The 24,522-nt window shown below is 67.0% G+C and carries 19 protein-coding genes; 8 read left to right on the forward strand and 11 right to left on the reverse strand.

Annotated elements, in window-relative coordinates; all coding sequences use genetic code 11:
• Nucleotides 1-61: 61 nt before the first annotated feature.
• Genes AASM09_RS12645 through AASM09_RS12655 form a run of 3 tightly spaced genes read right to left on the reverse strand, consistent with a single transcriptional unit; the run spans nucleotide 62 to nucleotide 4,766 of the window.
• On the reverse strand, nucleotides 62-454 hold the full coding sequence (locus tag AASM09_RS12645; protein WP_049427496.1) for a nuclear transport factor 2 family protein: 393 nt from the start codon (nucleotides 452-454) through the stop codon (nucleotides 62-64).
• The gene (locus AASM09_RS12650; protein ID WP_049427494.1) at nucleotides 435-3,584 is read right to left on the reverse strand and encodes a multidrug efflux RND transporter permease subunit; all 3,150 of its coding nucleotides are present in this window, start codon (nucleotides 3,582-3,584) and stop codon (nucleotides 435-437) included. Before AASM09_RS12650 ends, AASM09_RS12645 begins: the two co-directional genes overlap by 20 nt.
• Nucleotides 3,585-3,620: 36 nt before the next feature.
• Entirely contained in the window at nucleotides 3,621-4,766 is a 1,146-nt protein-coding gene (locus AASM09_RS12655) for an efflux RND transporter periplasmic adaptor subunit (RefSeq protein WP_100443540.1), read from the reverse strand.
• 129 nt (nucleotides 4,767-4,895) lie between these two features.
• Between AASM09_RS12655 and AASM09_RS12660 the strand changes: the two genes are divergently transcribed.
• Both AASM09_RS12660 and AASM09_RS12665 read left to right on the forward strand, forming a co-directional pair.
• Nucleotides 4,896-5,612: a response regulator gene (locus tag AASM09_RS12660; protein ID WP_180848859.1), complete on the forward strand. Its 717-nt coding sequence runs from the start codon at nucleotides 4,896-4,898 to the stop codon at nucleotides 5,610-5,612.
• Nucleotides 5,612-6,688, forward strand: a complete 1,077-nt coding sequence (locus tag AASM09_RS12665) for an ATP-binding protein (RefSeq protein ID WP_049429054.1) — start codon at nucleotides 5,612-5,614, stop codon at nucleotides 6,686-6,688. Before AASM09_RS12660 ends, AASM09_RS12665 begins: the two co-directional genes overlap by 1 nt.
• Here the strand turns inward: AASM09_RS12665 and AASM09_RS12670 are convergent.
• The 3 genes from AASM09_RS12670 to AASM09_RS12680 form a co-directional block, all read right to left on the reverse strand.
• The gene (locus tag AASM09_RS12670) at nucleotides 6,666-8,561 is read right to left on the reverse strand and encodes a DUF4105 domain-containing protein (protein ID WP_414488880.1); all 1,896 of its coding nucleotides are present in this window, start codon (nucleotides 8,559-8,561) and stop codon (nucleotides 6,666-6,668) included. The two genes, AASM09_RS12665 and AASM09_RS12670, sit on opposite strands and share 23 nt — an antisense overlap.
• Before the next feature lie 10 nt (nucleotides 8,562-8,571).
• The gene (locus AASM09_RS12675) at nucleotides 8,572-8,871 is read right to left on the reverse strand and encodes a DUF2388 domain-containing protein (protein ID WP_005413193.1); all 300 of its coding nucleotides are present in this window, start codon (nucleotides 8,869-8,871) and stop codon (nucleotides 8,572-8,574) included.
• Between the two features lie 62 nt (nucleotides 8,872-8,933).
• Entirely contained in the window at nucleotides 8,934-10,322 is a 1,389-nt protein-coding gene (locus AASM09_RS12680) for an FAD-binding oxidoreductase (protein WP_049429053.1), read from the reverse strand.
• A gap of 169 nt (nucleotides 10,323-10,491) precedes the next feature.
• Here AASM09_RS12680 and serA point away from each other — a divergent pair, with 169 nt between their 5' ends.
• On the forward strand, nucleotides 10,492-11,733 hold the full coding sequence (serA, locus tag AASM09_RS12685; RefSeq protein ID WP_014037034.1) for a phosphoglycerate dehydrogenase: 1,242 nt from the start codon (nucleotides 10,492-10,494) through the stop codon (nucleotides 11,731-11,733).
• 94 nt (nucleotides 11,734-11,827) lie between these two features.
• Here serA and AASM09_RS12690 read toward each other — a convergent pair whose 3' ends face one another.
• Complete coding sequence (locus AASM09_RS12690; RefSeq protein WP_080355001.1) at nucleotides 11,828-12,442, reverse strand: NUDIX hydrolase; 615 nt, start codon at nucleotides 12,440-12,442, stop codon at nucleotides 11,828-11,830.
• Nucleotides 12,443-12,575: 133 nt separating this feature from the next.
• Between AASM09_RS12690 and AASM09_RS12695 the strand changes: the two genes are divergently transcribed.
• From AASM09_RS12695 to mtnC, 5 genes are all read left to right on the forward strand, one after another.
• Nucleotides 12,576-14,051 carry an amino acid permease gene (locus AASM09_RS12695; protein ID WP_100443543.1) on the forward strand — a complete coding sequence of 492 codons (1,476 nt, stop codon included), beginning with the start codon at nucleotides 12,576-12,578 and terminating at the stop codon, nucleotides 14,049-14,051.
• Nucleotides 14,052-14,133: 82 nt separating this feature from the next.
• Nucleotides 14,134-15,561 (forward strand): amino acid permease, encoded by a 1,428-nt coding sequence (locus tag AASM09_RS12700; protein WP_049429050.1) that lies wholly within the window; start codon nucleotides 14,134-14,136, stop codon nucleotides 15,559-15,561.
• Between the two features lie 498 nt (nucleotides 15,562-16,059).
• Nucleotides 16,060-16,701: a methylthioribulose 1-phosphate dehydratase gene (locus AASM09_RS12705; protein ID WP_049426740.1), complete on the forward strand. Its 642-nt coding sequence runs from the start codon at nucleotides 16,060-16,062 to the stop codon at nucleotides 16,699-16,701.
• A 92-nt stretch (nucleotides 16,702-16,793) separates the two neighbouring features.
• The gene (locus AASM09_RS12710) at nucleotides 16,794-17,351 is read left to right on the forward strand and encodes a 1,2-dihydroxy-3-keto-5-methylthiopentene dioxygenase (RefSeq protein ID WP_049426741.1); all 558 of its coding nucleotides are present in this window, start codon (nucleotides 16,794-16,796) and stop codon (nucleotides 17,349-17,351) included.
• 3 nt (nucleotides 17,352-17,354) lie between these two features.
• On the forward strand, nucleotides 17,355-18,050 hold the full coding sequence (mtnC, locus tag AASM09_RS12715) for an acireductone synthase (RefSeq protein WP_049426742.1): 696 nt from the start codon (nucleotides 17,355-17,357) through the stop codon (nucleotides 18,048-18,050).
• Between the two features lie 175 nt (nucleotides 18,051-18,225).
• On the opposite strand, the gene AASM09_RS12720 is transcribed toward mtnC, so the two are convergent.
• The 4 genes from AASM09_RS12720 to fucP form a co-directional block, all read right to left on the reverse strand.
• Nucleotides 18,226-20,844 carry a beta-mannosidase gene (locus AASM09_RS12720; protein WP_049426743.1) on the reverse strand — a complete coding sequence of 873 codons (2,619 nt, stop codon included), beginning with the start codon at nucleotides 20,842-20,844 and terminating at the stop codon, nucleotides 18,226-18,228.
• A 90-nt stretch (nucleotides 20,845-20,934) separates the two neighbouring features.
• On the reverse strand, nucleotides 20,935-22,161 hold the full coding sequence (locus tag AASM09_RS12725) for an AGE family epimerase/isomerase (RefSeq protein WP_049426744.1): 1,227 nt from the start codon (nucleotides 22,159-22,161) through the stop codon (nucleotides 20,935-20,937).
• Nucleotides 22,158-23,153: a carbohydrate kinase family protein gene (locus AASM09_RS12730; RefSeq protein ID WP_049426745.1), complete on the reverse strand. Its 996-nt coding sequence runs from the start codon at nucleotides 23,151-23,153 to the stop codon at nucleotides 22,158-22,160. The genes AASM09_RS12725 and AASM09_RS12730 overlap by 4 nt, the downstream gene beginning before the upstream one ends.
• A 7-nt stretch (nucleotides 23,154-23,160) precedes the next feature.
• The gene (gene fucP, locus AASM09_RS12735; RefSeq protein WP_049426746.1) at nucleotides 23,161-24,474 is read right to left on the reverse strand and encodes an L-fucose:H+ symporter permease; all 1,314 of its coding nucleotides are present in this window, start codon (nucleotides 24,472-24,474) and stop codon (nucleotides 23,161-23,163) included.
• Between the last annotated feature and the right edge of the window lie 48 nt (nucleotides 24,475-24,522).

The following is a 24,522-nucleotide window of genomic DNA, read 5'->3' on the forward strand; positions in this document are numbered from 1 at the left end:
ACTGAGATCATCGACCCTACCACCTGCCGGTGAGCGGGGCCTGAAAGGGGCCTGACCATGCTCACACGGCCAACACCGCCATCGACAGCAGTTGTGCGCCGCTGTCGCCGGAACTGCAGGTCCACACCCGCAGCAGGCGCAGTTTCAGTTCGCGCTCCTGGCCCTGCCCGCGCACTGACAGGCGCACGTCGCTGGACAGCAATGCCAGACGCCCGCACAGCAGCGTTTCCACAGCGCACGTCTGCAGGCTGCCCACCTGCAGTTTCCCAGCCAGCCAGTCGCCCAGCCATGGCAGGTCGAGCATGCGGCCGCCGTGGCCATCCATCATGAACAAGGCCGGCGATACAAGCGTGCTCAATGCATCGTGATCATTTTCCAGCAGCGCTGCGCACAGGCGCTGCTCCAGCGCCATCAACTGTTGCTCGTGCAGATCTTCAACGATGTTCCGTTCCATCCACGATTCCTCCCGGCATCGGCCGGCGCCTGCGCAGGCGCTGCGCGATCCATTGCCGCGCGCCCTGCACCACTACATAGAAGACCGGCACGAAGAACACGGCCAGCACGGTCGCACTGACCATGCCACCGAACACACCAGTTCCGATCGCCCGCTGGGTTTCCTTCGACGCCCCCTGCGCCAGCATCAGCGGCACCACGCCCAACGCGAAAGCCAGCGAGGTCATCACGATCGGCCGCAGGCGCAGCCTGGCCGCCTCCAATGCTGCCTCGACCAGGCCGCGCCCCTGCTGTTGCAGCTGCCGCGCGAACTCGACGATGAGGATCGCGTTCTTCGCAGACAGCCCGATCACGGTGATCATGCCGACCTTGAAGAACACGTCGTTGGGCATGCCGCGCAACAACACCGCGGCGACCGCACCGAGCAGGCCCAGCGGCACCACCAGCATCACCGCCAGCGGAATCGACCAGCTCTCGTACAGCGCCGCCAGTACCAGGAACACCACCAGCATCGACAACACCAGCAGCCATGGCGCCTGCGCCCCCGACTCGCGCTCCTGCAGCGACTGGCTGGTCCACTGCAGGGAGAAGCCGGTTGGCAGCGCTTCGGCCAGCCGCTCCATCTCCGCCATCGCCTGGCCGGTCGACACGCCGGAGGCCGGTGCACCGGACAGGTTCAATGCCGGAAAGCCGAGGTAGCGCTGCAGCTGCAGCGGCGCCTCGGTCCAGTGTGGCGTCACCAGTTCCGACAACGCCACCATGCCACCCTCACTGTTGCGCACGTACAGCTTCAGCACGTCCTCCAGTTCCATCCGGTACGGCGCATCGGCCTGCAGGATCACCTGCTGCAACCGGCCCCTGTTGGGGAAGTCGTTGACGTACTGCGAGCCCATTGCTGCCGACAGCGTGCTGCTGATGTGCTCGAAGCCCACGCCCATCGCCTCGGCCTTGGCCCGGTCGATGTCCAGCCGCACGCTGGTGCCCGCAGGCAGGCCATCGGCGTGCACTTCCGACAGCAGCGGGCTGGCCTCGGCCAGCTTCAGCAGCTGCTGCAACGCCGCGCGCAGTTCCGCCTGGCTCTGCCCGGTACGTGCCTGCAGGGCCAGCGAGAAGCCGGAAGAACGCCCCAGGCTGTCGATCGCCGGCGGCATCACGCTCATCACCTCGCCCTCGGCCAGCGTGGCCATCGCCTTCTGCGCGGCCTCCACCTCACCGGCCGCAGTGGCGCCTGCACGCTCGCCCCAGTCCTTCAGCATGGTGTAGGTCAGCGCCGCGCTCGGGCCGGAGCCTGAGAAGCTGTAGCCGAGGATGGACTGGTTGGAAGCAATGCCCGGGCGCGAGGCCACGTGCCGCTCATAGGCTTCGACCACCGCCAGCGTGCGTTCGGCCGTCGCTTCGGCCGGCAGCTGGATCGATGTCATGAAGTAGCCCTGGTCCTCTTCCGGCAGGAACGCGCCCGGCAGCCAGTGCAGGCCCAGCAGCAGGGCCGCCACCAGGGCAGCGAACACGCCCATCACCCGGCCACTGCGCTGCAGCACCGAGGCCACGCCACGCTGGTAGCGCCCGGTCATCCTCTCGAAGCCACGATTGAACGCGCCGAACAGCCCACCACGACCGTGATGACCATGGGTGCTGGGGCGCAGCAGGGTCGCGCACAACGCCGGCGTCAGGCTCAGTGCCAACAATGCCGAGAACAGGATCGACACCGCCATCGCCACGGTAAACTGACGGTAGATCGCGCCCACCGAACCGCTGGCGAATGCCATCGGAATGAAGACCGCGGTCAGCACCAGGGTGATGCCGATCACCGCGCCGGTCAGCTCACGCATCGCCTTGATGGTGGCCTCGCGGGGTGGCAGACCTTCCTCGGCCATGATGCGCTCCACGCCTTCGACCACCACGATCGCATCGTCAACGATGATGCCGATCGCCAGCACCATGCCGAACATCGTCAGCACGTTGATCGAGAAGCCCAGCGCCAGCATCACTGCAAAGGTGCCCAGCAGCGCGATCGGCGCGACCAGCGCCGGGATCAGCGTGTAACGCCAGTTCTGCAGGAACAGGTACATCACCGCGAACACCAGCAGCATCGCTTCCAGCAGCGTCTGCACCACCTTCTGGATCGAGATCTTCACGAAGGGTGCGGTGTCGAACGGAATGCTCGACTCCACCCCACGCGGCAGGAGCGATGCCAGTTCGGCCATGCGTTCGCGAACTGCAGATGCGGTCCGCACGGCATTCGCGCCGGGGCGTAGCTGCACGCCGGCGGCGGTAGCGGGATGGCCATCCTCGCGGGTGCCCCAGGCATAGCTCTGCGCGCCCAGTTCGACGCGGGCGACATCGCCCAGCAGCACCCGTGAGCCATCGGTCCCGGCGCGCAGCACGATGGCGGCGAACTGTTCCGGCGTGGACAGCTGACCGTCGGCGCTGAGTGGCACGGTGATGCGCTGCCCCGGCACACCGGGCGAATCGCCGATGCGTCCCGGCGAGATCTCCAGGTTCTGCTGCTCGATGGCGTCCGCCACATCGCCCATGGTCAGGCCGTAGCCGGTCAACCGGGTCGGGTCCAGCCACACCCGCATCGCCTGCTCCGCGCCGAACAACTGCACGCGGCCGACGCCATCGATGCGGCGCAGCTCTTCGATGATGTTGCGCGCCATGAAGTCGCCCAGCGCGGCCTCGCTGACGCTGGCATCCGGCGAACGCAGGCCGACCAGCATCAGGAAGCCGGAATCGGCGGCCTCCACGAACAGGCCGTTCTGGCGCACGCTGCGCGGCAGCCGCGGTTCGATCGCCTTGATCCGGTTCTGCACGTCCACCTGTGCCAGTTCCGGATCGGTGCCGGGCTTGAAGGTGGCGGTGATGGAGGCCTCGCCGGAGGTGTCCACCGACGATTCGAAGTAGAGCAGGTGCTTGACGCTGGACAGCTCGCGCTCGATCAGGCCGACCACCGCATCGTTCAGCGTCTGCGGGCTGGCGCCCGGGTAGCTGGCGTAGATGCTGACGCTGGGCGGCGCCACCGCCGGGTAGCGCTCCACCGCCAGGCGCGGGATCGCCAGCACGCCGGCCAGAATGATGAAGATCGCCAGCACCCAGGCGAACACCGGGCGATCGATGAAGAAACGTGCCATGTTGGATTTTCCTGGAGGGACCGGCCCGGGACAGGCTCAGCCCTTGCTGCCGGCCTGCACGGCACCGGCGCCTGCGACCGGCAGCTGCCAGTCGCGCGCATCGACCACTACGCCTTCCTGCAGGCGTTCCTGGCCCTCGACCACCACCTTCTCGCCGGCCTTCAGGCCGGAGCGCACCAGCCACTGGCGATCGACGCTGCCATCGACCTCCAGCGTGCGGATCACCGCCTTGCCGTTGGCGCCGATCACCCAGGCATAGGCCTGGCCGCCGGCGCTGCGCAGCAAGGCCTGCTGCGGCACGGTCAATGCGCTGGCCGGTGCACCGCGCGGCACCTTCGCACGCACGTACATCCCCGGCAGCAGCTGGCGCTGGGGGTTGTCGACCAGGATGCGCAGGATCACGTCTCCGGTGCGCGCGTCGACATTGATACCGGAGAACAGCAGCTGGCCGCGTTCGGACAGTGGCTTGCCCGCTGCACCGATGATGGTTACCGGCAGTTCGCCACCACCGGCACTGCGCTGCAGCGCCTCCAGCTGTGCGGCCGGCTGGCGCACGTCCACGTAGACCTGGTCGATCTGCTGCACCACCGCCATCGGTTCGGCGTCGGCAGCACCGACCAGCGCGCCCTCGGTCACCAGCGCCTGGTCGATGCGGCCGGCAATCGGTGCGCTGACCGTTGCGTAGCGCAGGTCGAGCTGGCGTCGTGCCAGGATCGCGCGCGCCTCGTTCACTGCCGCACGGGCCTGTTCGTACTCGGCACTGGCATCGTCGCGGTGCTGTTGGCTGACCGCCTGCGCGGCCGCCAGCGCATGCAGGCGCTGCGAGTGCACGCGGCTGCGGCCCAGCGCCGCTTCGCTGCGCTGAAGAGCCGCCAGTGCCGAATCCACGTCGGCGCGGAATGCCGCCGGATCGATCTGGAACAGCGCCTGGCCGGCGCTGACTTCCGCGCCCTGGTCAAACAAGCGGCGCTGCACGATGCCACCCACCTGGGCACGGATCTGTGCGGTGCGCACGGCGGACACGCGGCCGGGCAGTTCGTCATCGCGCTGTACCACCTGCGGGCCGACGGTGACCACGCTGACACGCGGCGTGGCTTCCGGCGTGGCTTCGGGGGTGGAGCAGGCCGTCATGGCCAGGGCGAGGGCCGCGATCAACGCGACCGGAGTCCTGAAGGTTCTCATTGCTGTGCACAATGCCGCGCAGGCGGCTGATAGGTTCTGAAGCGTGCAGTCTGCGGGGTGATGATGGGGTTTCGATGGAGGAACTGTGGAGATACGATGGAGGCAAGCACCTTAAGGCCCCGCCCCTGCATGCATGCCTCCCCTGCCCTCGCCGCCCTCGTCCTGATCGTCGAGGATGAGGCCGAGATCGCCGATATTCTTACCGCCTACCTGGAACGCGAAGGACTGCGCACCCTGCGTGCCGCCGATGGCCACAGCGCACTGGACCTGCACCGCAGCGCCCGCCCGGACCTGGTCCTGCTCGACGTACAGCTGCCGCGACTGGATGGCTGGAGCGTGCTGACCCAGCTGCGCCAGCGCGGCGAAACGCCGGTGATCATGCTGACCGCGCTGGACCAGGACCTGGACAAGCTGACCGCGCTGCGCATGGGCGCCGACGACTATGTGGTCAAGCCATTCAATCCGGCCGAAGTTGCCGCGCGCGTGCGTGCGGTACTTCGGCGTACGCTGCGTGCCTCACGCGTGGACACGCCGACGGCGCTGCGCGCGGGCCCATTGCTGATCGACTCGGCCACCCACGCCGTGCACGTCGAAGGCGATGGCTACAGCCATGAAGTACTGCTCACCCTTACCGAGTTCAAGCTGCTGCACTGCATGGCGCTGGCGCCGACCCGCATCTTCAGCCGCAGCGAACTGATGCACGAATGCCTGCCGGAAAGCGAGGCACTGGAACGCACCGTCGACAGCCATGTCAGCAAGCTTCGCCGCAAGCTGGATGAAGTCGGCATGGTCAACGTACCGGCCAGCGTGCGGGGTGTCGGCTACCGGTTGATGGCCGACCGCTGATGGGCCGCCTGCGCCGATCCGGGCTCAGCCGGCACATCATCGTCTCGATGTCGCTGATGGTCATCGGCGTGATCGTGATGATGATCCTGTCGTCATGGTTGCTGTATGCGGTGCTGGTCGAGTTTTTCCCCGGCAGCACCGAGGAACCGGAAGGATGGCTGCCGACCGGGCCGGAGCTGGCGTGGATGGTCGGCGTGATCCTGACCGGCCTGGCGCTGGCCATCGCCGCCTCGTTCCGACTCGCCCATCGCATCCTGTCACCCCTGAATTCACTGGTGGATAGCGTGCGAGCGCTCGCTGGCGGCGATCTGGGTGCACGTGCCAGCGTCGAAGAGAATTCGCCGGGCGAGGTGGCGACCCTGGTCGAGGATTTCAATGCGATGGCGCGCCGCCTACAGCATATGGAGAGCGAGCGTGCGATGTGGCATGCGGCCATCGCCCATGAACTGCGGACCCCGGTGACGATCCTGCGCGGCCGCCTGCAGGGCCTGGCCGAGGGCGTGTTCCAGCCAGACGAATCGCAGTTCCGCAGCCTGCTCGCGCAGGTCGAGGGCCTGTCGCGTCTGATCGAGGATCTGCGCGTACTCAGTCTGTCCGACAATGCACGGCTGGACGTGCGCCGCGCCCGGACCGACGTGGTGGCCGAAGTGCACTCGGTGATGACCCTGGTCGACCCGCAGTTCCGCGCCGCCGGCTTCGTGCTGGAACTGGAAACCAGCCGTGAAGAACACAACGCGCACTGTGATCCGACCCGCCTGCGCCAGGCCCTGCTGGCGCTGCTGGAGAACGCACGCCGCTACGCCAGCCCGGGCAAGGTGCGGATTGCCGTGCATGACACGCCTGGGCACGTGCAGGTGACAATCGAAGACGAAGGTCCGGGCATCGACCCGGAACTTCACACCGACATCTTCACTCCGTTCATGCGCGCCGATGGCTCGCGCTCGCGCCAGGGCGGCGGCAGCGGGCTTGGCCTGGCGGTGGTCAAGGCCATCGCCGATGCACATGGTGGCCGCGTCTACTGCACGCCCGGCAGCGCCGGCGGCAGCCGCTTCGTCATCGAGCTTCCGCGCCAGTAACCGACGTCGCTGCCTGCTCGCGCAGATGCGCACCGAGTTCGGCCAGGTTGCCATCGATCGCATCCATCTGGTCGCGCTGCCTGGACGGCAACTGCTGGCGCAGCTGCACGCGCAGCGCCTGCCAGGCAGGTACGGCCTGCGCACTGGCAGTGGCCACCGCCTCGGACAGCAGCGCCTGGTCGTCGCTCAGCGGCAACCCATAGCCTCCGTCCTGCAGCAGCGTCCCCGGCCGCAACCACTGCCCGCTCTGCTCCAGCAGGCCGCGCAGGCTGCGGGTTTCCGCACTGTCCGGTGAAGCCAGCAGCTGCCGCTTCAGCACGTCACGCGCGCGCAGCTCGGCACGCCGCTGTGCGGCCTGTTCCAGCAGCAGCAAGCCGGCACTGGCGCGCAGGTCGCCCTTCAGCAGCCACGGTGCGCGTTGCTGTGCAGGCAGCTTCAACCAGGCGCGCACATCACGGACGGGCAAGGCCAGCTGCCCCGCCGCCACTGCGAACAACTGCTGGTAGTGGTCGCGTGCAGAGGCGAAGTAATAGCCCTGTGCCTGCGCTGCGCTGCGGTCGGCCAGCACCTGCTCGTCAAGTACCTGCAATCGCGCCAGGCGGCGCTTCAACCCACGCGGGCTCAGCTGGGCCAGACCGGCCCGCCCAAGGCGCGGCACGCCCGCCTGCAGCAGCTTGGCGGTTTCCACCGCGCAGTTGTTGCTGACGAAGTAATAGCGCCCGTCATAGCTCCAGTGCACCTGCGCAGTGCGCTCGAGCAGGCTGGCGATCTCCTCGCGTCGCAGCTGTAACGGCAGCGATTGCAGGCCACGCAGTTCGACCTTGGTGTATTCGTCCACCACCTGCTGCAGCGGCAACACGAACAGCCGCGAGGGATAGCCGCCAGTCAGTCCGCGCCAGTTGGAAATCTGCACGTCGCCGACGAATGCACGGAACGACAGCACGCGGTGGTACTCCAGGTCCAGGCGGCAGTCCGGCCCCGGTGCGCGGCCGGGTCGGCAGATCACCAGCCGCAGCATGCTGTGGCCCCAGCGGCTCATCGGTTGTGCGCTGCCTTCGGCGAACAGGTAGTCCACGGCATAGACACGCGCGGGGTCGAGCTGCAGCAGCGATGCGGCACCCTCTTCTGAGTCGGACTGGAGCAAGGGCAGCGTCGTAGCGCAGTGCGACTGCGGCAGCGATGGCGGTGTTCCGAAATGGGCCTGGTACCACTGCGCCAGTGCCGGGCGCCGGCAGGCGAATTCGGCATCGAGCACGAAATGCTCGGCGTTCACCGCCAGGTATTCGGCCGGGTCCTTCAGTTCATAGGCATCCGGGCTGCGGTCACGGAAGTCGTTGTCGCCGCGCCCCATATGCCAGGGCTTGCGCTGCCACCCGGCCAGATCGCGCCAACGCGGGCTGCGCGACCATGCCGCGCCGCTTCGATCTGCCACATGGGTCAGTTCGTGCACGAGCGCGCTCCGCCTTGCCCGGCGCGCACCCGGCAGGCCGTCTTCAAGCAGGTCGCGGCGCAGGGCAATGCCGCCAGCAAAGGCGCGGCCGTGCACGTCAGCCGGCAGGTCGTCGCTCCAGCGCACCTGCACGCGTGCCGGCAACGCGCGCAGCAGGCCATCGGGCAGCAATGACTGCACGTCGGCCAGGGTCTGGCTGGCGAGCTGCTGCTGCGCCGGATCGAGACCTGAGGGATCGAGCTGAAGGCGATCGGCTGCGTGCGCGGAAGGGATGAGCAGCCACGCCAATGCGGCGATCCACCCGCACCGCCCGCTGTGCCTCTGTAGAGCCGAGCCATGCTCGGCTGAATGCCCGGCGCATGCGGATCGCAACAGCAGCCGAGCTTGGCTCGGCGCTACAGAAAGCGATGACGCCGAGGCCATGCTGCCTGGATCACCGCGCCAGCAGCGCGCGGGCCAGTTCCAGATCGCTCTGCTGCTGTGCGGCGGCGCTCTGCTCACGCAGGTGGACCAGCGCGGCCTGCAGGCGCGCACCCCGGATCTGGCCGTCGCTGGCAACGAATGCGGCGGCATCATCACGTGCAGCCTGCACCACCTTGTCATCGCCCGAACTGCTGGCCGAAGAGCCCGACGATGCGCCGGTGGCGGAACCGGCCGAGGTGCCGGCGAAGCTGGAAGCGAAGCCGGCCAGCGGCAGGGACAGCAGGGCAAGCAGCAGAAGCGGACGGGTCATCGGTGCGGAGCCGGTTGTGAAGGTGCGTGGAGCGTAACGGGTACGTGAAGGATTTTGCCGGCTCAGAGGTCGAAGAGCTTGCCGGGATTCAGCCGCGCTTGGGGATCGAACGCGCGTTTGACCGCCTTCATCAGGGCGATCTCGGCCGGGCCACGGGTGCTGTCCAGGTACCCCTTCTTGACCAGGCCGATGCCGTGTTCGGCCGAAATGCTGCCGTCGAAGCGGGCCAGCACCTGCGCCAGCAGCTTGGTCACCTGCTCGCACTGCGCCACGAAATCGGCGTCGCTGGTGTCATCGGGCTTGAGCACGTTGATGTGCAGGTTGCCGTCGCCGATATGGCCGAACCAGACCACGTCGAAGTGCGGGTAGGCTTCACCGATCAGCGCCTGGGTCTCGGCCAGGAACGCCGGCATCGACGAGATCCGCACAGAGACATCATTCTTGTAGGGCTTGTAGCGCGCCAGCGACTCAGTGATGCCTTCGCGCAGACGCCACAGCTGGGCCGCCTGGGCGTCGCTGGCGCTGATCACGCCGTCGCTGACCCAGCCATTGCCCATGCAGTCCTCGAAGGCCGCCATCGCCGCCGCTTCCTGAGCGTCGTCGCCGGCGGCGAACTCGGTGACCACGTAGTACGGATGCACCTCATCGAACGGCGCCTGCGCACCGTGCGCCAGCACATGCTCCAACGCCCGGTCGGTGAAGAACTCGAAGGCCTGCAACTGCAGGCGCGCACGGAACGCGGCGAACACCTGCATCAGCACTTCGAAGCTGGGCAGTGCCAGCAGCATCACGTTGCTTGCAGGCGGCGGATCGGTCAGCTTCACCGTCGCCTCGACAATCACGCCCAAGGTGCCCTCCGAGCCGATCAGCAGCTGGCGGAAGTCGTAGCCGCTGGAGTTCTTGATCAGGCCCTTGTTGAGCTCGAGCAGTTCGCCACCGGCAGTGACCACCTTCAGCCCTGCGATCCACTCGCGGGTATTGCCGTAGCGGATCACGCGGATGCCGCCGGCATTCGTAGCGATGTTGCCGCCGATCGTGCAGGAACCACGCGCGGCGAAATCCACCGGGTAGATCAGGCCATGGTCCAGCGCGGCATTGTGCACGGCTTCCAGCGGCATGCCGGCCTGCACCACCAGCGTGCGATCGACCGCATCGTAGGCCAGTGCCTTGTTCATCCGTTCCAGGCTGAGCACCAGCTCGCCGTTGGCCGCCACTGCGCCACCGGACAGGCCGGTGCGGCCGCCGGACGGCACCACCGCCACGTCATTCCCGGCGCTCCAGCGCATCACCGCCTGTACTTCCTCGACCGTGGCCGGCAGCGCGACCGCCAGCGGCGCCGGTGTCCAGCGCCGGGTCCAGTCGCGCCCGTAATGCTCCAGGTCGGCCGGGTCGGTCTTCAGCTTCAGGCCGGGACAGGCCTGCTGCAGCGAGGCAATGCGGGAATCAGTCATGACGGTCCAGCGCGGGGCGTGAAGAACGGGCAAGCGTGCCAGCGGCACGCGCCAGCGTCCAGCCCCGCAGGCAGGCAGATAGCTACCGATGCAACCAATTGCGCACTGCACCATGGGCGTCGCGATCTGGCATAGTGATTGGCCCCTGTCCCACTGGCCGTGTTGCCCCATGTCGCCGAAGAAGACCTCGTTCCCGAAGCAGGATATCCGCGTGCTGTTGCTGGAGGGGGTCAGCCAGACCGCCGTGGAGGTGTTCAGCGCCGCCGGCTACAGCCAGATCGAGGCGCACACCAAGGCGCTGCCCGAGGACGAACTGAAGGCGCGCATCGCCGAGGCGCACATCGTCGGCATCCGTTCGCGCACCCAGCTCAGCGCTGAGGTACTGGCCGAGGCCAAGCGCCTGATCGCGGTGGGCTGCTTCTGCATCGGCACCAACCAGGTCGACCTGGACGCGGCCGAGCTGGCCGGCATCCCGGTGTTCAACGCGCCCTATTCCAATACCCGCAGCGTGGCCGAGCTGGTGATCGCCGAGGCGATCATGCTGACCCGCGGCATTCCGCAGAAGAACGCCGAATGCCATCGCGGCGGCTGGTCGAAGTCGGCCAGCGGCAGCCATGAGGTGCGCGGCAAGACGCTGGGCATCATCGGCTACGGCCACATCGGCACCCAGGTCGGCGTGCTGGCTGAGTCGCTGGGCATGCAGGTGATCTTCCACGACGTGGAAACCAAGCTGGCGCTGGGCAATGCGCGTGCTGCCGCCAGCCTGGACGACCTGCTGGCGCGCGCCGACATCGTGACCCTGCACGTGCCGGAAACCCCTTCCACGCAGTGGATGATCGGCAGCACCGAGCTGGCGAAGATGCGCAAGGGTGCGCACCTGATCAATGCCGCACGCGGCACCGTGGTCGACATCGATGCACTGGACGCGGCGTTGGCCAGCGGCCACGTCGGCGGCGCCGCGCTGGACGTGTTCCCGGTCGAGCCGAAGGGCAACGGCGATATCTTCGAATCGCCGCTGACCCGCCACGACAACGTGATCCTGACCCCGCACGTGGGCGGCAGCACGCTGGAGGCGCAGGACAACATCGGCGTGGAAGTGGCGGCCAAGCTGGTGCGCTACAGCGACAACGGCAGCACCCTGTCGGCGGTCAACTTCCCCGAAGTGACCCTGCCCGAGCACGCCGACAGCCTGCGCCTGCTGCACATCCACCAGAACGTGCCGGGCGTGCTGTCCAAGGTCAACGAGATCTTCTCGCGCCACAACGTCAACATCGACGGTCAGTTCCTGCGCACCGACCCGAAGGTGGGCTACGTGGTCATCGACATCACCGCCAGCGAGGAACAGGCCGCGGCCGTGCGCGACGAACTGGCCGCGATTCCGGGCACGCTGCGTACGCGCATCCTGTATTGACGCGCGTTCCACCTTGCACTTGTAGAGCCGAGCCCATGCTCGGCTGCGCTTCTGGCCGACATTGAGCCGAGCATTGGCTCGGCTCCACATATTGCTAGCGCGCCAACCACCGGCGCGCCATGCGCTGCATCGACTCATCCGATTCCGGGTCTGCGGCGACCTCCGCCACCGGCCGCCAGGCCAGCTCCAGCGACTCCTCGCTGAGCACGAAGGCCTCGCCGCCCAGTGCCCGGATCACGAAACGCACGTCATAGTGCCAGTGTCCCGGCACGTCCTTGCGTTCCGGAATCCAGTGCTTGTCGATGTCGAAGATGGCAGGGTCTTCCAGCACCAGGCCGCTCAGGCCGGACTCCTCCTCGGCCTCCTTCAGCGCGACCTGGGCCAGGTCGCGGTCGCCGTCGGCGTGGCCGCCCAGCTGCAGCCAGCGCTGCAGCTTGCGGTGGTGGGTCAGCAGCAGGCGCTGGCCATCGGCACTGACCAGCCAGCAGCTGGCGGTGAAGTGGCCGGCCAGGCGCTCGCGGCGGAACGGATCTTCCGGATCGTCCAGCAATGTGCCGAATTCGGCAGCCAGTGCGTCGTGGGCCGGTTCGCGGCGGGCATAGTCACGCAGCAGGCCACGCAGGCGATCGTCAAGCACGGCAAGGGTTTCGGCGGTCTGGCTCATGAATGGGCGGCGTTTGGAAAAATACTGCTCATTATCGCCGTTCATTGTTGCGATTGCGCTTGTGCGTTGGCTTCAGCTTTGGCTAAGGTACAGCGGGCCGTTCGCGCGGCCTTCACCATTCCAGGGTTGCCGGCAACGTATCGGCGGCCCACCCAATCCGATCACTAGGAAGTACTGCATGCTGAAAGCTCTGTTGAGGGTCAAGCCGGTTGAACCGGCCGGGCACGTCGATGCCGGCGAACCCATCGAAGGCAGCCTGGATGGCGAAGCCACGCTGAAACGGACCCTCACGGCTAAACACCTCATCCTGCTTGGCGTAGGTGCGGTGATCGGCGCCGGTATCTTCGTGCTGACCGGCCAGGCCGCGGCCAACCATGCCGGCCCGGCGGTCATGCTGTCGTTCGTGATCGCCGGCTTCGCCTGCGCCCTGGCGGGCCTGTGCTACGCCGAGTTCGCGGCGATGATGCCGGTCTCCGGCAGTGCCTACTCCTATTCCTACGCCACCCTGGGCGAGGGCATGGCCTGGTTCATCGGCTGGTGCCTGGTGCTGGAATACCTGTTCGCCTCGGCCTCGGTCGCGGTGGGCTGGTCGGCGTACCTGATCAGCTTCATCACCACCACGCTGCACATGCCGTTCCCGGATGCCCTCAGCGCGGCCCCGATTGCCTGGACCGGCAGCGAGTTCATCGCTTCGGGCAAGCTGTTCAACCTGCCGGCGGTGCTGATCGTGGCGGCGGTGTCCGGCCTGCTGTACGTGGGTGTGACCCAGTCGGCCTTCGTCAACGCGATCATCGTGGCGATCAAGGTCACCGTCATCTGCCTGTTCATCGGTATCGGCGCGGCCCACATCGACCCCGCCAACTGGCAGCCGTTCATCCCGGAAAACACCGGCGTGCCGGGTGAGTTCGGCTGGAGCGGCGTGTTCCGCGCGGCCACCATCGTGTTCTTCGCCTACATCGGCTTCGATGCTGTCTCCACCGCAGCCGGTGAAACCAAGGACCCGCAGCGCAACATGCCGATCGGCCTGCTCGGCTCGCTGGCCGTGTGCACCATCGTCTACATCATCGTCTGTGCGGTGCTGACCGGCATGATGCCCTACCACCTGCTGGGCACCGACAAGCCGGTGGCCACCGCGCTGGAGCCCTACCCGACCCTGTCCTGGCTGAAGACGTTCGTGGAGATCGGTGCCATCGCCGGCCTGTCCTCGGTGGTGCTGGTGATGATGATGGGCCAGACCCGCATCGCCTACACGATCTCCCGCGACGGCCTGCTGCCGAAGTTCTTCGGCAAGGTCCACGCCCGCTTCCGCACCCCGTATGTCGCTACCATCGTGGTCGGCGTGATCGCTGCCGCCCTGGCCGGCCTGGTGCCGCTGAACGTGCTGGGCGAGCTGGTGTCGATGGGCACCCTGCTGGCCTTCGCCACGGTCTGCATCGGCGTGCTGGTACTGCGCTATTCCAAGCCGGAAATCCATCGCCCGTTCCGCGTGCCGATGGTGTGGATCATCTGCCCGCTGGGCGCGGCCACCTGCCTGTTCCTGTTCTGGCAGGCGTTCGTGGTGCACTGGCACCTGTTCGTGGGCTGGACGCTGCTCGGCCTGCTGATCTACCTGGGCTACGGCATCCGCAACAGCAAGCTGGCCAAGTCGCCCTGATCCGCCTACGGGCCGGCCTCGCGCCGGCCCGTCCGTTTTCCCCGCGCGCCAGCCACGGCGCGCTTCGACAAGACCACCACACATGTTCAAGCAACTGTGGGCCACCAAGCACCCGCACGCCGCCCATGAAGACGCCAATGGCCTGAGCCTGCGCCGCCACCTCGGCCCCTGGGGGCTGACCGCCCTCGGCATCGGCGCGGTGATCGGCGGCGGCATCTTCGTCATCACCGGCCAGGCCGCCGCCAACCACGCCGGCCCGGCCATCATGCTGTCCTTCGTGCTGGCCGCCATCTGCTGCGCCTTCTGCGCGCTGGCCTACGCCGAGTTCGCCTCGATGGTGCCGGTTTCCGGCAGCGCCTACACCTACACCTACGCCACCTTCGGCGAGCTCTCGGCCTGGTTCATCGGCTGGATGCTGGTGCTCGAATACGGCGTCTCCGCCTCGGCGGTGGCGGTCAGCTGGACCGGCTACTTCCTCAGCCTGCTCAGCCAGTTCGACATCCATCTGCCCGCCGCGCTGGTCAGCGCGCCACTGGACGCACAGCTGCGCCCCACCGGCGCGATCGCCAACCTGCCCGCCGCGGCACTGGTGATGCTGCTGACCTGGCTGTGCTACGTCGGCATCAGCAAGTCCTCGGCGATGAACATGGCCATGGTCGTGCTCAAGACCGGCTTGATCGTGCTGGTCATCGTTGTCGGCTGGAAGTACGTGGATACCAGCAACTGGACCCCGTTCATCCCGGCCAACGAGGGCCCCGGCAAGTACGGCATGGAAGGCGTGCTGCGCGGCGCGGCGATGGTGTTCTTCGCCTACATCGGCTTCGAGGCAGTGTCGGTGGCGGCGCAGGAATCGAAGAACCCGCAGCGCGACATGCCGATCGGCATGATGCTGTCACTGGTGGTCTGCACCGTGCTGTACATCGCGATGGCCGCGGTGATGACCGGCCTGGTGCCGTTCCAGCTGCTGGGCACCGATGAGCCGGTGGTGACCGCGGTGGCCGCGCATCCGCAGCTGGGTTGGCTGCGCTGGGTGGTCGAGGTCGGCGCGCTGGTCGGCCTGTCCTCGGTGGTGCTGGTGATGATCATCGGCCAGCCGCGCATCTTCATGATCATGGGCCGCGACGGCCTGCTGCCACCGGTGTTCACCAGGATCCATCCGAAGTACCGCACCCCGCACATCAACACCGTGATCACCGGCATCGGCATCGCGCTGCTGGCGGCGCTGTTCCCGCTGGACATCCTCGGCGAACTGACCTCGATGGGCACGCTGATCGCGTTTGCCGCCGTGTGCGCGGGCGTGCTGATCCTGCGCCGCACCCAGCCGGACCTGCCGCGCCCGTTCCGCATGCCGATGGCGTGGCTGATCTGCGGCCTGGGCGTGCTGAGCTGCCTGGCGCTGCTGTCGGCGATGACGATGCACAACTGGATGCTGATGGGCGTGTGGACGTTCGTCGGTTTCGTGATCTATTTCTGCTACGGGTTCAGGCACAGCCGCCTGCGGGGTCAGTGAGGTTTTTTGTTTTGCAGGGCCTGCGGCCCTGCACCCGCGTCTGAAGCCAGAGCAACGGCAAGAGCGGGTGTGTTGGTTTGGCGGGGAGGCATGGGTACGCGGGGGACGCCACGTGCCCATGCCTCCCCACCCCTGACAGTCTCCCGGCGTGTCCGGTAGATCCACGCCATGCGTGGATGAAGCGTTCCCGGAAGCGAATGTATCGGGACGAATCTTCTGTAGAGCCGAGCCATGCTCGGCTGCGAGCAAGCGCAGCGCCGCGACCCGCTTTTCGCTCTTCCTTCTTCACTCCGTGGCCGGCCGCAGCCGGAACCTGTCCGAGGCGGGGCGGGTGGGCCGTGCAGGGGCGTTGGCGCCATGGATGGCGCCATCGAGCTTACAGGGACGTACTTGCAGCGTCCCCGGCACGGCCCACCCGCCCCGCCAAACCCATGAACCGCTCTGCACGACCCGCCACGAGGGGCTCAGCCGTTGGCCGAATCCAGTAAAATCACCCGCATGAACGCCCCCACCTTCCCCTACGACACCGCCCGCCTGGGCGAACTGGCCCAGCTGCTGATCGACAACGTCCGCGAGCTGGCCCAGGCCGGCTGGACCCCGGCTACCAGCAGCAACTTCTCCCACCGCCTGGACGACCGCCACGCCGCGATCACCGTCTCCGGCAAGGACAAGGGCCGCCTGATCGAGGACGACATCATGGTGGTGGACTTCGATGGCAAGGCCGTCGGCCGCCCGCTGCGCCCCTCCGCCGAAACCCTGCTGCACACCCAGCTGTACCGCCGCTTCCCGGAAATCGGCTGCGTGCTGCACACCCATTCGCCGGTGCAGACCATCGCCTCGCGCTTGTACGCGCCGCAGGGCCATGTGCACCTGGAAGGCTACGAGCTGCTGAAGGCCTTCGCCGGCAACAGCACCCACGAGATGGCCATCGACGTACCGGTGTTCGCCAACACCCAGGACATGAACGTGCTTTCGCAGCAGGTCGATGATCTGCTCGACCGCCAGAACCTGTGGGGCTACCTGATCGATGGCCACGGGCTGTACGCCTGGGGCCGCGACATGGCCGAAGCGCGCCGTCACCTGGAGGCCTTCGAGTTCCTGTTCCACTGCGAGCTGGAACTGCGCAAGCTGCGCGGCTGAACCCGCGCGCAGGTGCAGATGCCGATCCGGAATCTGCACCCTGCGCCCACCCTGCTACCCTGTCTTTCCCCCGAGACGTTCAAGCTGCCGCCATGAGCCGACTGCGCATCTACGACGACACCCGCCCCGAATCGCCGCTGCTGGACACCCAGGACGGCGCTGTCATCGCTGCCGAACTGAAGCAGATCGGCGTCACCTTCGAGCGCTGGCAGGCCACCGCACCGGTCGCGCCGGGCGCCAGCCAGGATGAAGTGTTCGCCGCCTACCGTGCGGACATCGACCGCTTGGTCGCCGAGCGCGGCTTCAAGAGCGTGGACGTAGCCTCGATCGCCCCGGACAACCCCAACCGCGCCGAGCTGCGCAGGAAGTTCCTCGACGAGCACTTCCACAAGGAAGACGAGGTGCGCTTCTTCGTCGCCGGCTCCGGCCTGTTCACCCTGCACGTGGAAGACAAGGTGTACGAGATCGAGTGCGTGAAGGACGACCTGATCGCCGTGCCCGATGGCACCACCCACTGGTTCGACATGGGCGATGAGCCCAGCTTCGTGGCGATCCGCTTCTTCACCGAGCCGGATGGCTGGGTCGGTCACTTCACCGGCACCGACATCGCACAGAAGTTCCCCCGTTACGTCCCTACCCAGGCATCCTGATCCATGCAGCCCCGCGTCATCCTGACCGATATCGAAGGCACTACCAGCAGCATCTCGTTCGTCAAGAACGTGCTGTTTCCCTATGCGCGCCAGGCGCTGCCCGGCTTCGTCGCCGAACACGGCCAGGACCCGGACGTGCGCCGCTGGCTGGACGCGGTAGCCACCGAGATCGGCGGCGCCTGCCAGGACAGCCTGGTGGTCGAAACGCTGCAGGGCTGGATCGACCAGGACCGCAAGCACACCGCGCTGAAGGCCCTGCAGGGCCGGATCTGGGACGCCGGCTACCGTCGCGGCGACTACACCGCGCACTTCTATCCGGAAGTGACGGCGGTACTGAAGGGCTGGCACGCCTCGGGCCTGCCGCTGTACGTGTACTCCTCCGGTTCGGTGCCGGCGCAGAAGCTGTTCTTCGGTTTCAGCGACGCCGGCGACCTCAGCCCGCTGGTGTCGGGCTGGTTCGATACCGAAGTCGGCGGCAAGCGTGAGGCCGACAGCTATCGCCGCATCGTGCAGGCGATCGGCGTCCCGGCCGGCGAGATCCTGTTCCTGTCGGATGTGGTGGAAGAGCTGGACGCCGCCCGCGAAGCCGGCCTGCAGACCCGCCTGATCGACCGTCTGGATGATTACCCGCTGCCGCGCACCGGCCAGGCCACCAACGGCCATGAGCGGGTCGAGAATTTCCAGCAGATCCAGCTGTAACTCGAAAAGGGTAGATGCCAACCTTGGTTGGCATGCTCCCGGCGTGCCAACCAAGGTTGGCACCTACCAGAGCAGAATATGCCTGCCCGATGGTCCGGTAGATGCCAACCTTGGTTGGCATACGGCCGATGTGTCAACCAAGGTTGACACCTACCAGAACATGGTTCGCCTGCCCTCAACGATCGTTGAGTGTTTTTACCTTCAACGCTTCTCGCAGCGTCGTCAGATCCACCGGACCACGCACTGCAATGTCCCGGGTTTCACCCGGCAGCAGGTCCAGCAGGTTGTCTTCGATCTGCACATCCAGCGCACCGAAATCGATCCACGTCGCGCGCACGTATGCCGCGCTTTCCAGCCGTAGTCGATAGTGGTCGCCTTCTATGGACAACGTGGCCTTGAGCTTCTGCCGCGGCAACACCTGGTCCTTGGCCTCGGCGAAACCGACCACCTGCCTCGCGCTCACCTTGCCGTCCTGCAGCAGTTCGAACACCGCCACCGTGCGCTTCGGGTCGGCACCGGCCAGCAGTTCGGCGTCGCGGAAATCACCGATCGAGGTGACACCTTCCCCCGCCAACGTGACCGCCTCCTCACGGCGGCCCAGCACCTTGCCCTCCACGTCCATCACCCGCAGCCGCAAACGTGCCTCCCGCGCGGCGCCATCATTGATCAGGCGCACCCGCGTATTGCCCTCGTCGCGCAGCGCAGCCACCGTCACCGGCGCGAAGAAACGCCGCGCGGCAAAGTGCAGCGCCTTCCAGCGGCCGAAGTAGTCCACGCTGGACCATGAAGCGCCCGGCCAGACATCGTTGAGCTGCCAGTACAGCGAACCCATCGTGTACGGACGCGAGGCGCGGTGATGCAGCGCCGCCAGGGCGATGCCATCGGCCTGCATCACCTGGCTCAGGTAGACGAAGTCCTCGAAGTCCTTTGGCGTGCCGTAGCCCAGTTCGATGTAATGCAGCAGGCGGCTGTTGCCCTCGCCGGCCATGAATTTCTGGTGCGCGCGGATGACCGGGCTGTCGATGCGCTGCTCGGCACGGGTGGCGATCTGGTCCACCGTCGCCACCGACGGCCACGCCTGCAGCCCGTACTCGGACATGAAGCGTGGGGTCTCGCGCAGATAGGCCTGCACCGGCAGCGCCGGATTGCCCCAGACCTGCCAGTAATGCTTGTCGCCGCGGGTGGAATCGTTGGCTTTCTCGTCCAGATCATTGCTGGGCGAGCTGGACCAGTACGGCACGCCCAGCCCCTCCTCACCCACCACCTGGCGCAGGTCGTTGCCGAACAGGTCGACATAGCCCTGCCACACCTTCGCTGCAAACGCCGGGTCGGCCGCCTTCAGGTCGCGACCGTGGCCCCAGTCCTTCCAGGCGGTTTCTTCCTCGTTGTTACCACACCACAGCACGATGCTGGGGTGATGGCGCAGCCGGCGCACGTTGTCGCGCGCCTCGGCCATCACGCTGGCACGGAAGGCCGGATCGTAACCCGGCTGCATGCCGCCGCCGAACATGAAGTCCTGCCAGACCAGCAGGCCCAGCTCGTCAGCGATGTCGAAGAACGCATCATCCTCGTAGTAGCCGCCGCCCCAGTTGCGCAGCATGTTCATGTTGGCGTCGCGCGCGGCCGTCAGTACCTGGCGCAGGCGTGCGGCATCGGCGCGCGCGGGGAAGGCATCGAACGGAATGACGTTGGCGCCCTTGGCGAAGATCTCCACACCGTTGATGACGAAGGCGAAGCCCTGTCCACCCTTGCCGTCTTCCTCACGGCGCAGCTCAACCGTGCGCAGGCCGATGCGCTGCTCGCGCACCCGCGTTGCATCGGCGCCATCATCCAGGCGGGCCTGCACGGTGTAGCGGTCCTGTGCACCGTGGCCGACCGGCCACCAGCGCTGCGGCTTGACCAGTTCGACTGGTACTTCGACAGCGTTCTGGCCGGGCTTCAACAGCACCGTGCGCTGCACCTGGGCCACGCTGCGGCCTTGCGGATCGCGCACATCGACATTGACCACCGCAGAACCGGCAGCGTTGCCCTGCTCCACCTGCAGCAACACCGCCAGCTTCGCCTGTTCCGCGCTTAATGCATCGGTGCGCACGGCAAGATCGGTCAGGCGGTGCGCATCCCAGGCCTGCAGGTCGACCCCGCGCCAGACGCCGGCGGTGACATAGCGCGGGCCCCAGTCCCAACCGAAGTGGTAGGCCGGTTTGCGCGCGAAGTTGCCGACCATCGCGTCTTTGGGCTCATCCCCATAGGGCGAAGGATAGTTGCCGGCGATCTTGTGCGGCATCGCCTGCACGCCCGGCAGCAGGGTGCGGATGGGCGATCGGAACACGATCTGCAGTTCATTGCCATTCGCCCGCAGGCGCCGGTCCACGCGCGCACGCCACGTGCGGTGCGCGTTGTCTGCACGCAGCAGCGGCTTGCCGTTGAGGCTGACCTCGGCATAGGTATCCAGCCCGTCAAAGCGAAGCTCGGCATTGGGCTTGGCCAGCGTCGCCGCATCCACGTCGAAGCGGGCGCGGTATTCCCAGGCTGCCAGGCCGATCCACTGCAGCTCCGCCTCGGGCGCACCGACGTACGGATCGCGGATCAGCCCGTGGGCCAGCAGGTCGGTGTGCACGCTGCCCGGCACCTTCGCCGCACGCCACTGCTGCAGGCCCGGATGGGCTGCACCCTGCGCGTCGCCGGGCAGCATGCGGAACTCCCACTGCGCCTGCAACGGGGCCGCCAGTGCAGGGAACACAGAGGTTGCGACCAGCAGCAGGAGCAGGCGGACAACGAGGGAAAGGCGATGCACGGGATGCTCCTGTTTTTCCGCCGGGCCTGGCCCGGCGCTACCTGCAAGTCTGATTCGAGGTAGTGCCGGGCCATGCCCGGCGTACCCATCTCAACGCACGACGTTCAATACTTCGTAGCACGCACCCATGGTGTGGTAATCCACCTTGCCTGCCGGGCTCTTCTCGTCGCTGTACTTGCGGTTGTCGGCATCGAGGATGCGGAACCAGGCACCGTACTGGTGGTCGACGAAGTGCTCCCACGAGTACGCCCAGATGCGCTCGTACCACTGCCAGTAGCGGTCATCGCCGGTGCGCTGGGCCATCAGTGCGGCGGTGGCCAGGGTCTCGGCCTGAACCCAGAAGTACTTGTCGTCGTCGCAGACGAAACTGTCGCCACCGATCGGGGCGCCCTCCATGCCCGGCTGCCGGCGCGATTCCGGCGCGAAGCCGTAGTAGAGGCCACCACGCGCCTCATCCCAGCTGCGGGCCACGGCGACATCGAACAGATGCTGCGCGGTCGCCACCAGCCAATCGGCCTGCACATGGCGGTCCAGGATCAGCAGCAGCTTGGCCCACTCGGTCTGGTGACCGGGCTGGAAGCCCCACGGGCGGAACAAGTGCTTGGGGTCGTCCAGGTTGTAGTCCCAGTCGATCTCCCAGTTCACGTCATAGTGTTCCCAGACCAGGCCACCGGCCTTGGCGGCCTGGCGGCGGGTCATGTTGTCGGCCAGCTGCAGCGCGCGTTCCACATAGCGCTGCTCGCCACTGGCCTCGAACGCCGCCAGCATCGCCTCGCACATGTGCATGTTGGCGTTCTGGCCACGGTAGCCGGTAAAGTTCCACTGGCCATCGGCCTCGTCCTTGTACAGGCCGTGTTCCGGCTCCCAGAAGCGCGCTTCCAGCAGCTGCCAGGTCTCGTCCATCCACGCGCGGGCCTGCTCGATGCCGGCCTTCAACGCACAGCTGTAGGCCAGCAACACGAAGGCCACGCCGTAGCAATGGTTCATGTCGTCCTCGACCTTGCCGTCGCGCAGGGTCCAGGCATAGCCACCGGTAACCGGATTGCGATGCACCTCGCGCAGGTAGCGCACGCCGTGCTCGACCGCGTCGCGGTATTCAGCGTTGCCGAATTCGCGGTAGGCCATCGCGTAGTTGAAGACGAAGCGCGTGCTGCTGACCAGATGGCGATGGCTGGCATCGTAGATGCTGCCGTCATCGCGGAAGTAGTGGAAGAAGCCGCCGTTCGGGTCGATGCAGCGCGGGTGGTAGAACGCCATCGTGTCGGCGATATGCGCACGCAGGAACGCGGGCGAACGGAAATCGGGCGAGGTGTTCATGCGGTAATGTCCTGGGCCTGCAGCAGCTGCTGCACTTCATCGAGCGAGGGCATCGCGGCGAACGCGCCCTTGCGGGTAACAGCCAGCGCGCCGACCGCGGCGCCGAAGCGCAGCGTGGCGGTGATCGCCTCGGGGTCCTGGCAGAACGCGGCAAAGCCTGCGCCCGCCCCGCCACGCTCCAGCAGTCCGACCAGCACCCCACCGACAAAGGCATCGCCGGCGGCCGTGGTATCGACGGTGGCTACGCGGAAGCTGGTGACCGTGCCGTGGTTGTCGCGCGTGTACCAGTGCAGCGTGGCCGCACCATCGGTAACGATGACCCAGCGTGCCTGCGCAGCCAGCAGGCGCTTCAGCACCACTGCCTCACCATCGGCACCCAGCGGTGCCGCCAGGTAGTCCAGCTCCTCGCGCGACAGCTTGACCAGGTCGGCACGCTGCAGCGCCTGCCACAGGCGCGGCGTCGGATCTTCGCTGGCCGGCCACAGTGCCGGGCGCAGGTTGAGGTCCAGGCTGACCACCGCACCGGCGGCACGGGCGCGCTCCATGCCGGCGAAGGTCGCCTCGGCGATGGACGGCTCGGTCAGGCTGTTGGAGCAGACGTGGAAGCACTGCGCGCTGTCGAAGCACGCGGCCTGGAAGTCGCTGTCACGGAACAGCAGGTCGGCGGCCGGCGGGCGGTAGAAACTGAAGCTGCGCTCGCCGCTGGCATCCAGCGCGACGAAGGCCAGTGCGGTCTTGGCCGCATCGGTACGCACGATGTAATCCGTGCCTACGCCGTGTTCGACCAGGCTCTCGGCCAGGAAGTCACCAAACATGTCGCGGCCCAGCATGCCGACGAACTGGGTCTTCGCACCCAGTCGCGCTGCCGCCACCGCAACGTTGGCCGGCGCCCCGCCGGCGTACTGCAGGAACGCGCGCGGCGTGTCGGCCGAGGCCGGCGGCTGCGCCAGTAGATCGATCAAAATTTCGCCGAAGCAAACGATGGAACCCATTCCGGACTCAGCCTCCCTGCGTTGCGGAAGCCGGCGTACGTGCGCCGACCAGTCCGTAGAAAATGATGTAGCCGTAGCACAGCAGCGGCAGGATGAAGCTGGCCTGCACACCGATGTGGTCGGCCAGCACGCCCTGCAGGTACGGCACTACGGCACCGCCGACGATGGCCATGATCAGCAGGCTGGAGCCCTTGTTGGTCAGCGGGCCCAGGCGCTCGATGCTCAGCGCGAAGATGGTCGGGAACATGATCGAATTGAACAGGCCGATCGCCACCACCGAGTACAGCGCGATGTTGCCGGAGGTCAGCATGGTCGTGACCAGCAGTGCCACGTTGACCAGCGCGAAGATCGCCAGCAGGCGGCTGGGCGAGAAGCGCGCCAACAGCGCCGAGCCGGCGAAGCGGCCGATCATCGCCATGGTCCAGTAGGCCGACACGTAATGGGTGGCCTCCTGTTCGCTGAAGCCACCGATGTTCGGCATCGACAGGTAATTGACCAGGAAGCTGCCGATCGATACTTCGGCACCGACGTAGAAGAAGATGCCCAGCACGCCCAGCAGCAGGTGGCGCTTGCGCAGCGCATCCAGGTAGCTGTGGCGGTGACCCTGGTCGGCCTGTTCGGTGGCATCGCTCAGTGCCGGCAGGCGGAACAGGAACACGAACAGCGCCAGCAGCACCAGCGCAACGGCCAGGCCCACGTACGGGCCCTGCACGGCCTGCGCCTCGGCGGCGCGGTAGGCCAGCTGTTCGGCGGGCGGCAGCGCGCTCAGTTCATCGGCGCTCTTGACCGTGTTGGACAGGATCAGCATGCCGCCGAAGATCGGGGCGATGGCCGTGCCCAGCGAGTTCAGTGCCTGCGCCAGGGTCAGGCGGCTGGAGCTGGTCTGCTCCGGGCCCAGCAGCGCGACGTAGGGGTTCGCAGCAACCTGCAGCACGGTGATGCCGGTGGCCAGCACGAACAGTGCGCCGAGGAAGGCGCCATACACGCGCAGCTCGGCCGCCGGCCAGAAGCCCAGTGCGCCGATACCGGCGATCACCAGGCCGGCCACGATGCCCTTCTTGTAACCCAGCGCCGCCACCAGGCGGCCGGCCGGCAGCGACATCAGGAAATAGGTTCCGAAGAAGGTGAACTGCACCAGCATCGCCTTGGCGTAGTTCAGCTCGAACACTGCCTTCAGGTGCGGGATCAGGATGTCATTGAGGCAGGTCAGGAAGCCCCACATGAAGAAGATCGTGGTGACCACGGCCAGCGCCTTGCCGTTGGTGACGGCGGGTGCGTTGCCCGAAGAACCCGATGGACGGGGCGTTGCGGAGATCGGCATGCGGTACGCGCCTCGATGCGCGGAAGGTCGTTGTTGCGTGGAAGGGGT

The sequence above is a fragment of the Stenotrophomonas maltophilia genome (assembly GCF_039555535.1).
Taxonomy (GTDB): Bacteria; Pseudomonadota; Gammaproteobacteria; order Xanthomonadales; family Xanthomonadaceae; genus Stenotrophomonas; species Stenotrophomonas maltophilia_Q.

Bases quoted from the DNA above. Each gene is read 5' to 3' on its own strand.
- fucP (WP_049426746.1), bottom strand. From the start codon at position 24,474: ATGCCGATCTCCGCAACGCCCCGTCCATCGGGTTCTTCGGGCAACGCA.
- AASM09_RS12730 (WP_049426745.1), bottom strand. From the start codon at position 23,153: ATGGGTTCCATCGTTTGCTTCGGCGAAATTTTGATCGATCTACTGGCG.
- AASM09_RS12705 (WP_049426740.1), top strand. From the start codon at position 16,060: ATGAACGCCCCCACCTTCCCCTACGACACCGCCCGCCTGGGCGAACTG.
- AASM09_RS12695 (WP_100443543.1), top strand. From the start codon at position 12,576: ATGCTGAAAGCTCTGTTGAGGGTCAAGCCGGTTGAACCGGCCGGGCAC.
- mtnC (WP_049426742.1), top strand. From the start codon at position 17,355: ATGCAGCCCCGCGTCATCCTGACCGATATCGAAGGCACTACCAGCAGC.
- serA (WP_014037034.1), top strand. From the start codon at position 10,492: ATGTCGCCGAAGAAGACCTCGTTCCCGAAGCAGGATATCCGCGTGCTG.
- AASM09_RS12670 (WP_414488880.1), bottom strand. From the start codon at position 8,561: ATGGCCTCGGCGTCATCGCTTTCTGTAGCGCCGAGCCAAGCTCGGCTG.
- AASM09_RS12680 (WP_049429053.1), bottom strand. From the start codon at position 10,322: ATGACTGATTCCCGCATTGCCTCGCTGCAGCAGGCCTGTCCCGGCCTG.
- AASM09_RS12675 (WP_005413193.1), bottom strand. From the start codon at position 8,871: ATGACCCGTCCGCTTCTGCTGCTTGCCCTGCTGTCCCTGCCGCTGGCC.
- AASM09_RS12655 (WP_100443540.1), bottom strand. From the start codon at position 4,766: ATGAGAACCTTCAGGACTCCGGTCGCGTTGATCGCGGCCCTCGCCCTG.
- AASM09_RS12660 (WP_180848859.1), top strand. From the start codon at position 4,896: ATGCATGCCTCCCCTGCCCTCGCCGCCCTCGTCCTGATCGTCGAGGAT.
- AASM09_RS12700 (WP_049429050.1), top strand. From the start codon at position 14,134: ATGTTCAAGCAACTGTGGGCCACCAAGCACCCGCACGCCGCCCATGAA.
- AASM09_RS12645 (WP_049427496.1), bottom strand. From the start codon at position 454: ATGGAACGGAACATCGTTGAAGATCTGCACGAGCAACAGTTGATGGCG.
- AASM09_RS12690 (WP_080355001.1), bottom strand. From the start codon at position 12,442: ATGAACGGCGATAATGAGCAGTATTTTTCCAAACGCCGCCCATTCATG.
- AASM09_RS12710 (WP_049426741.1), top strand. From the start codon at position 16,794: ATGAGCCGACTGCGCATCTACGACGACACCCGCCCCGAATCGCCGCTG.
- AASM09_RS12665 (WP_049429054.1), top strand. From the start codon at position 5,612: ATGGGCCGCCTGCGCCGATCCGGGCTCAGCCGGCACATCATCGTCTCG.
- AASM09_RS12725 (WP_049426744.1), bottom strand. From the start codon at position 22,161: ATGAACACCTCGCCCGATTTCCGTTCGCCCGCGTTCCTGCGTGCGCAT.
- AASM09_RS12650 (WP_049427494.1), bottom strand. From the start codon at position 3,584: ATGGCACGTTTCTTCATCGATCGCCCGGTGTTCGCCTGGGTGCTGGCG.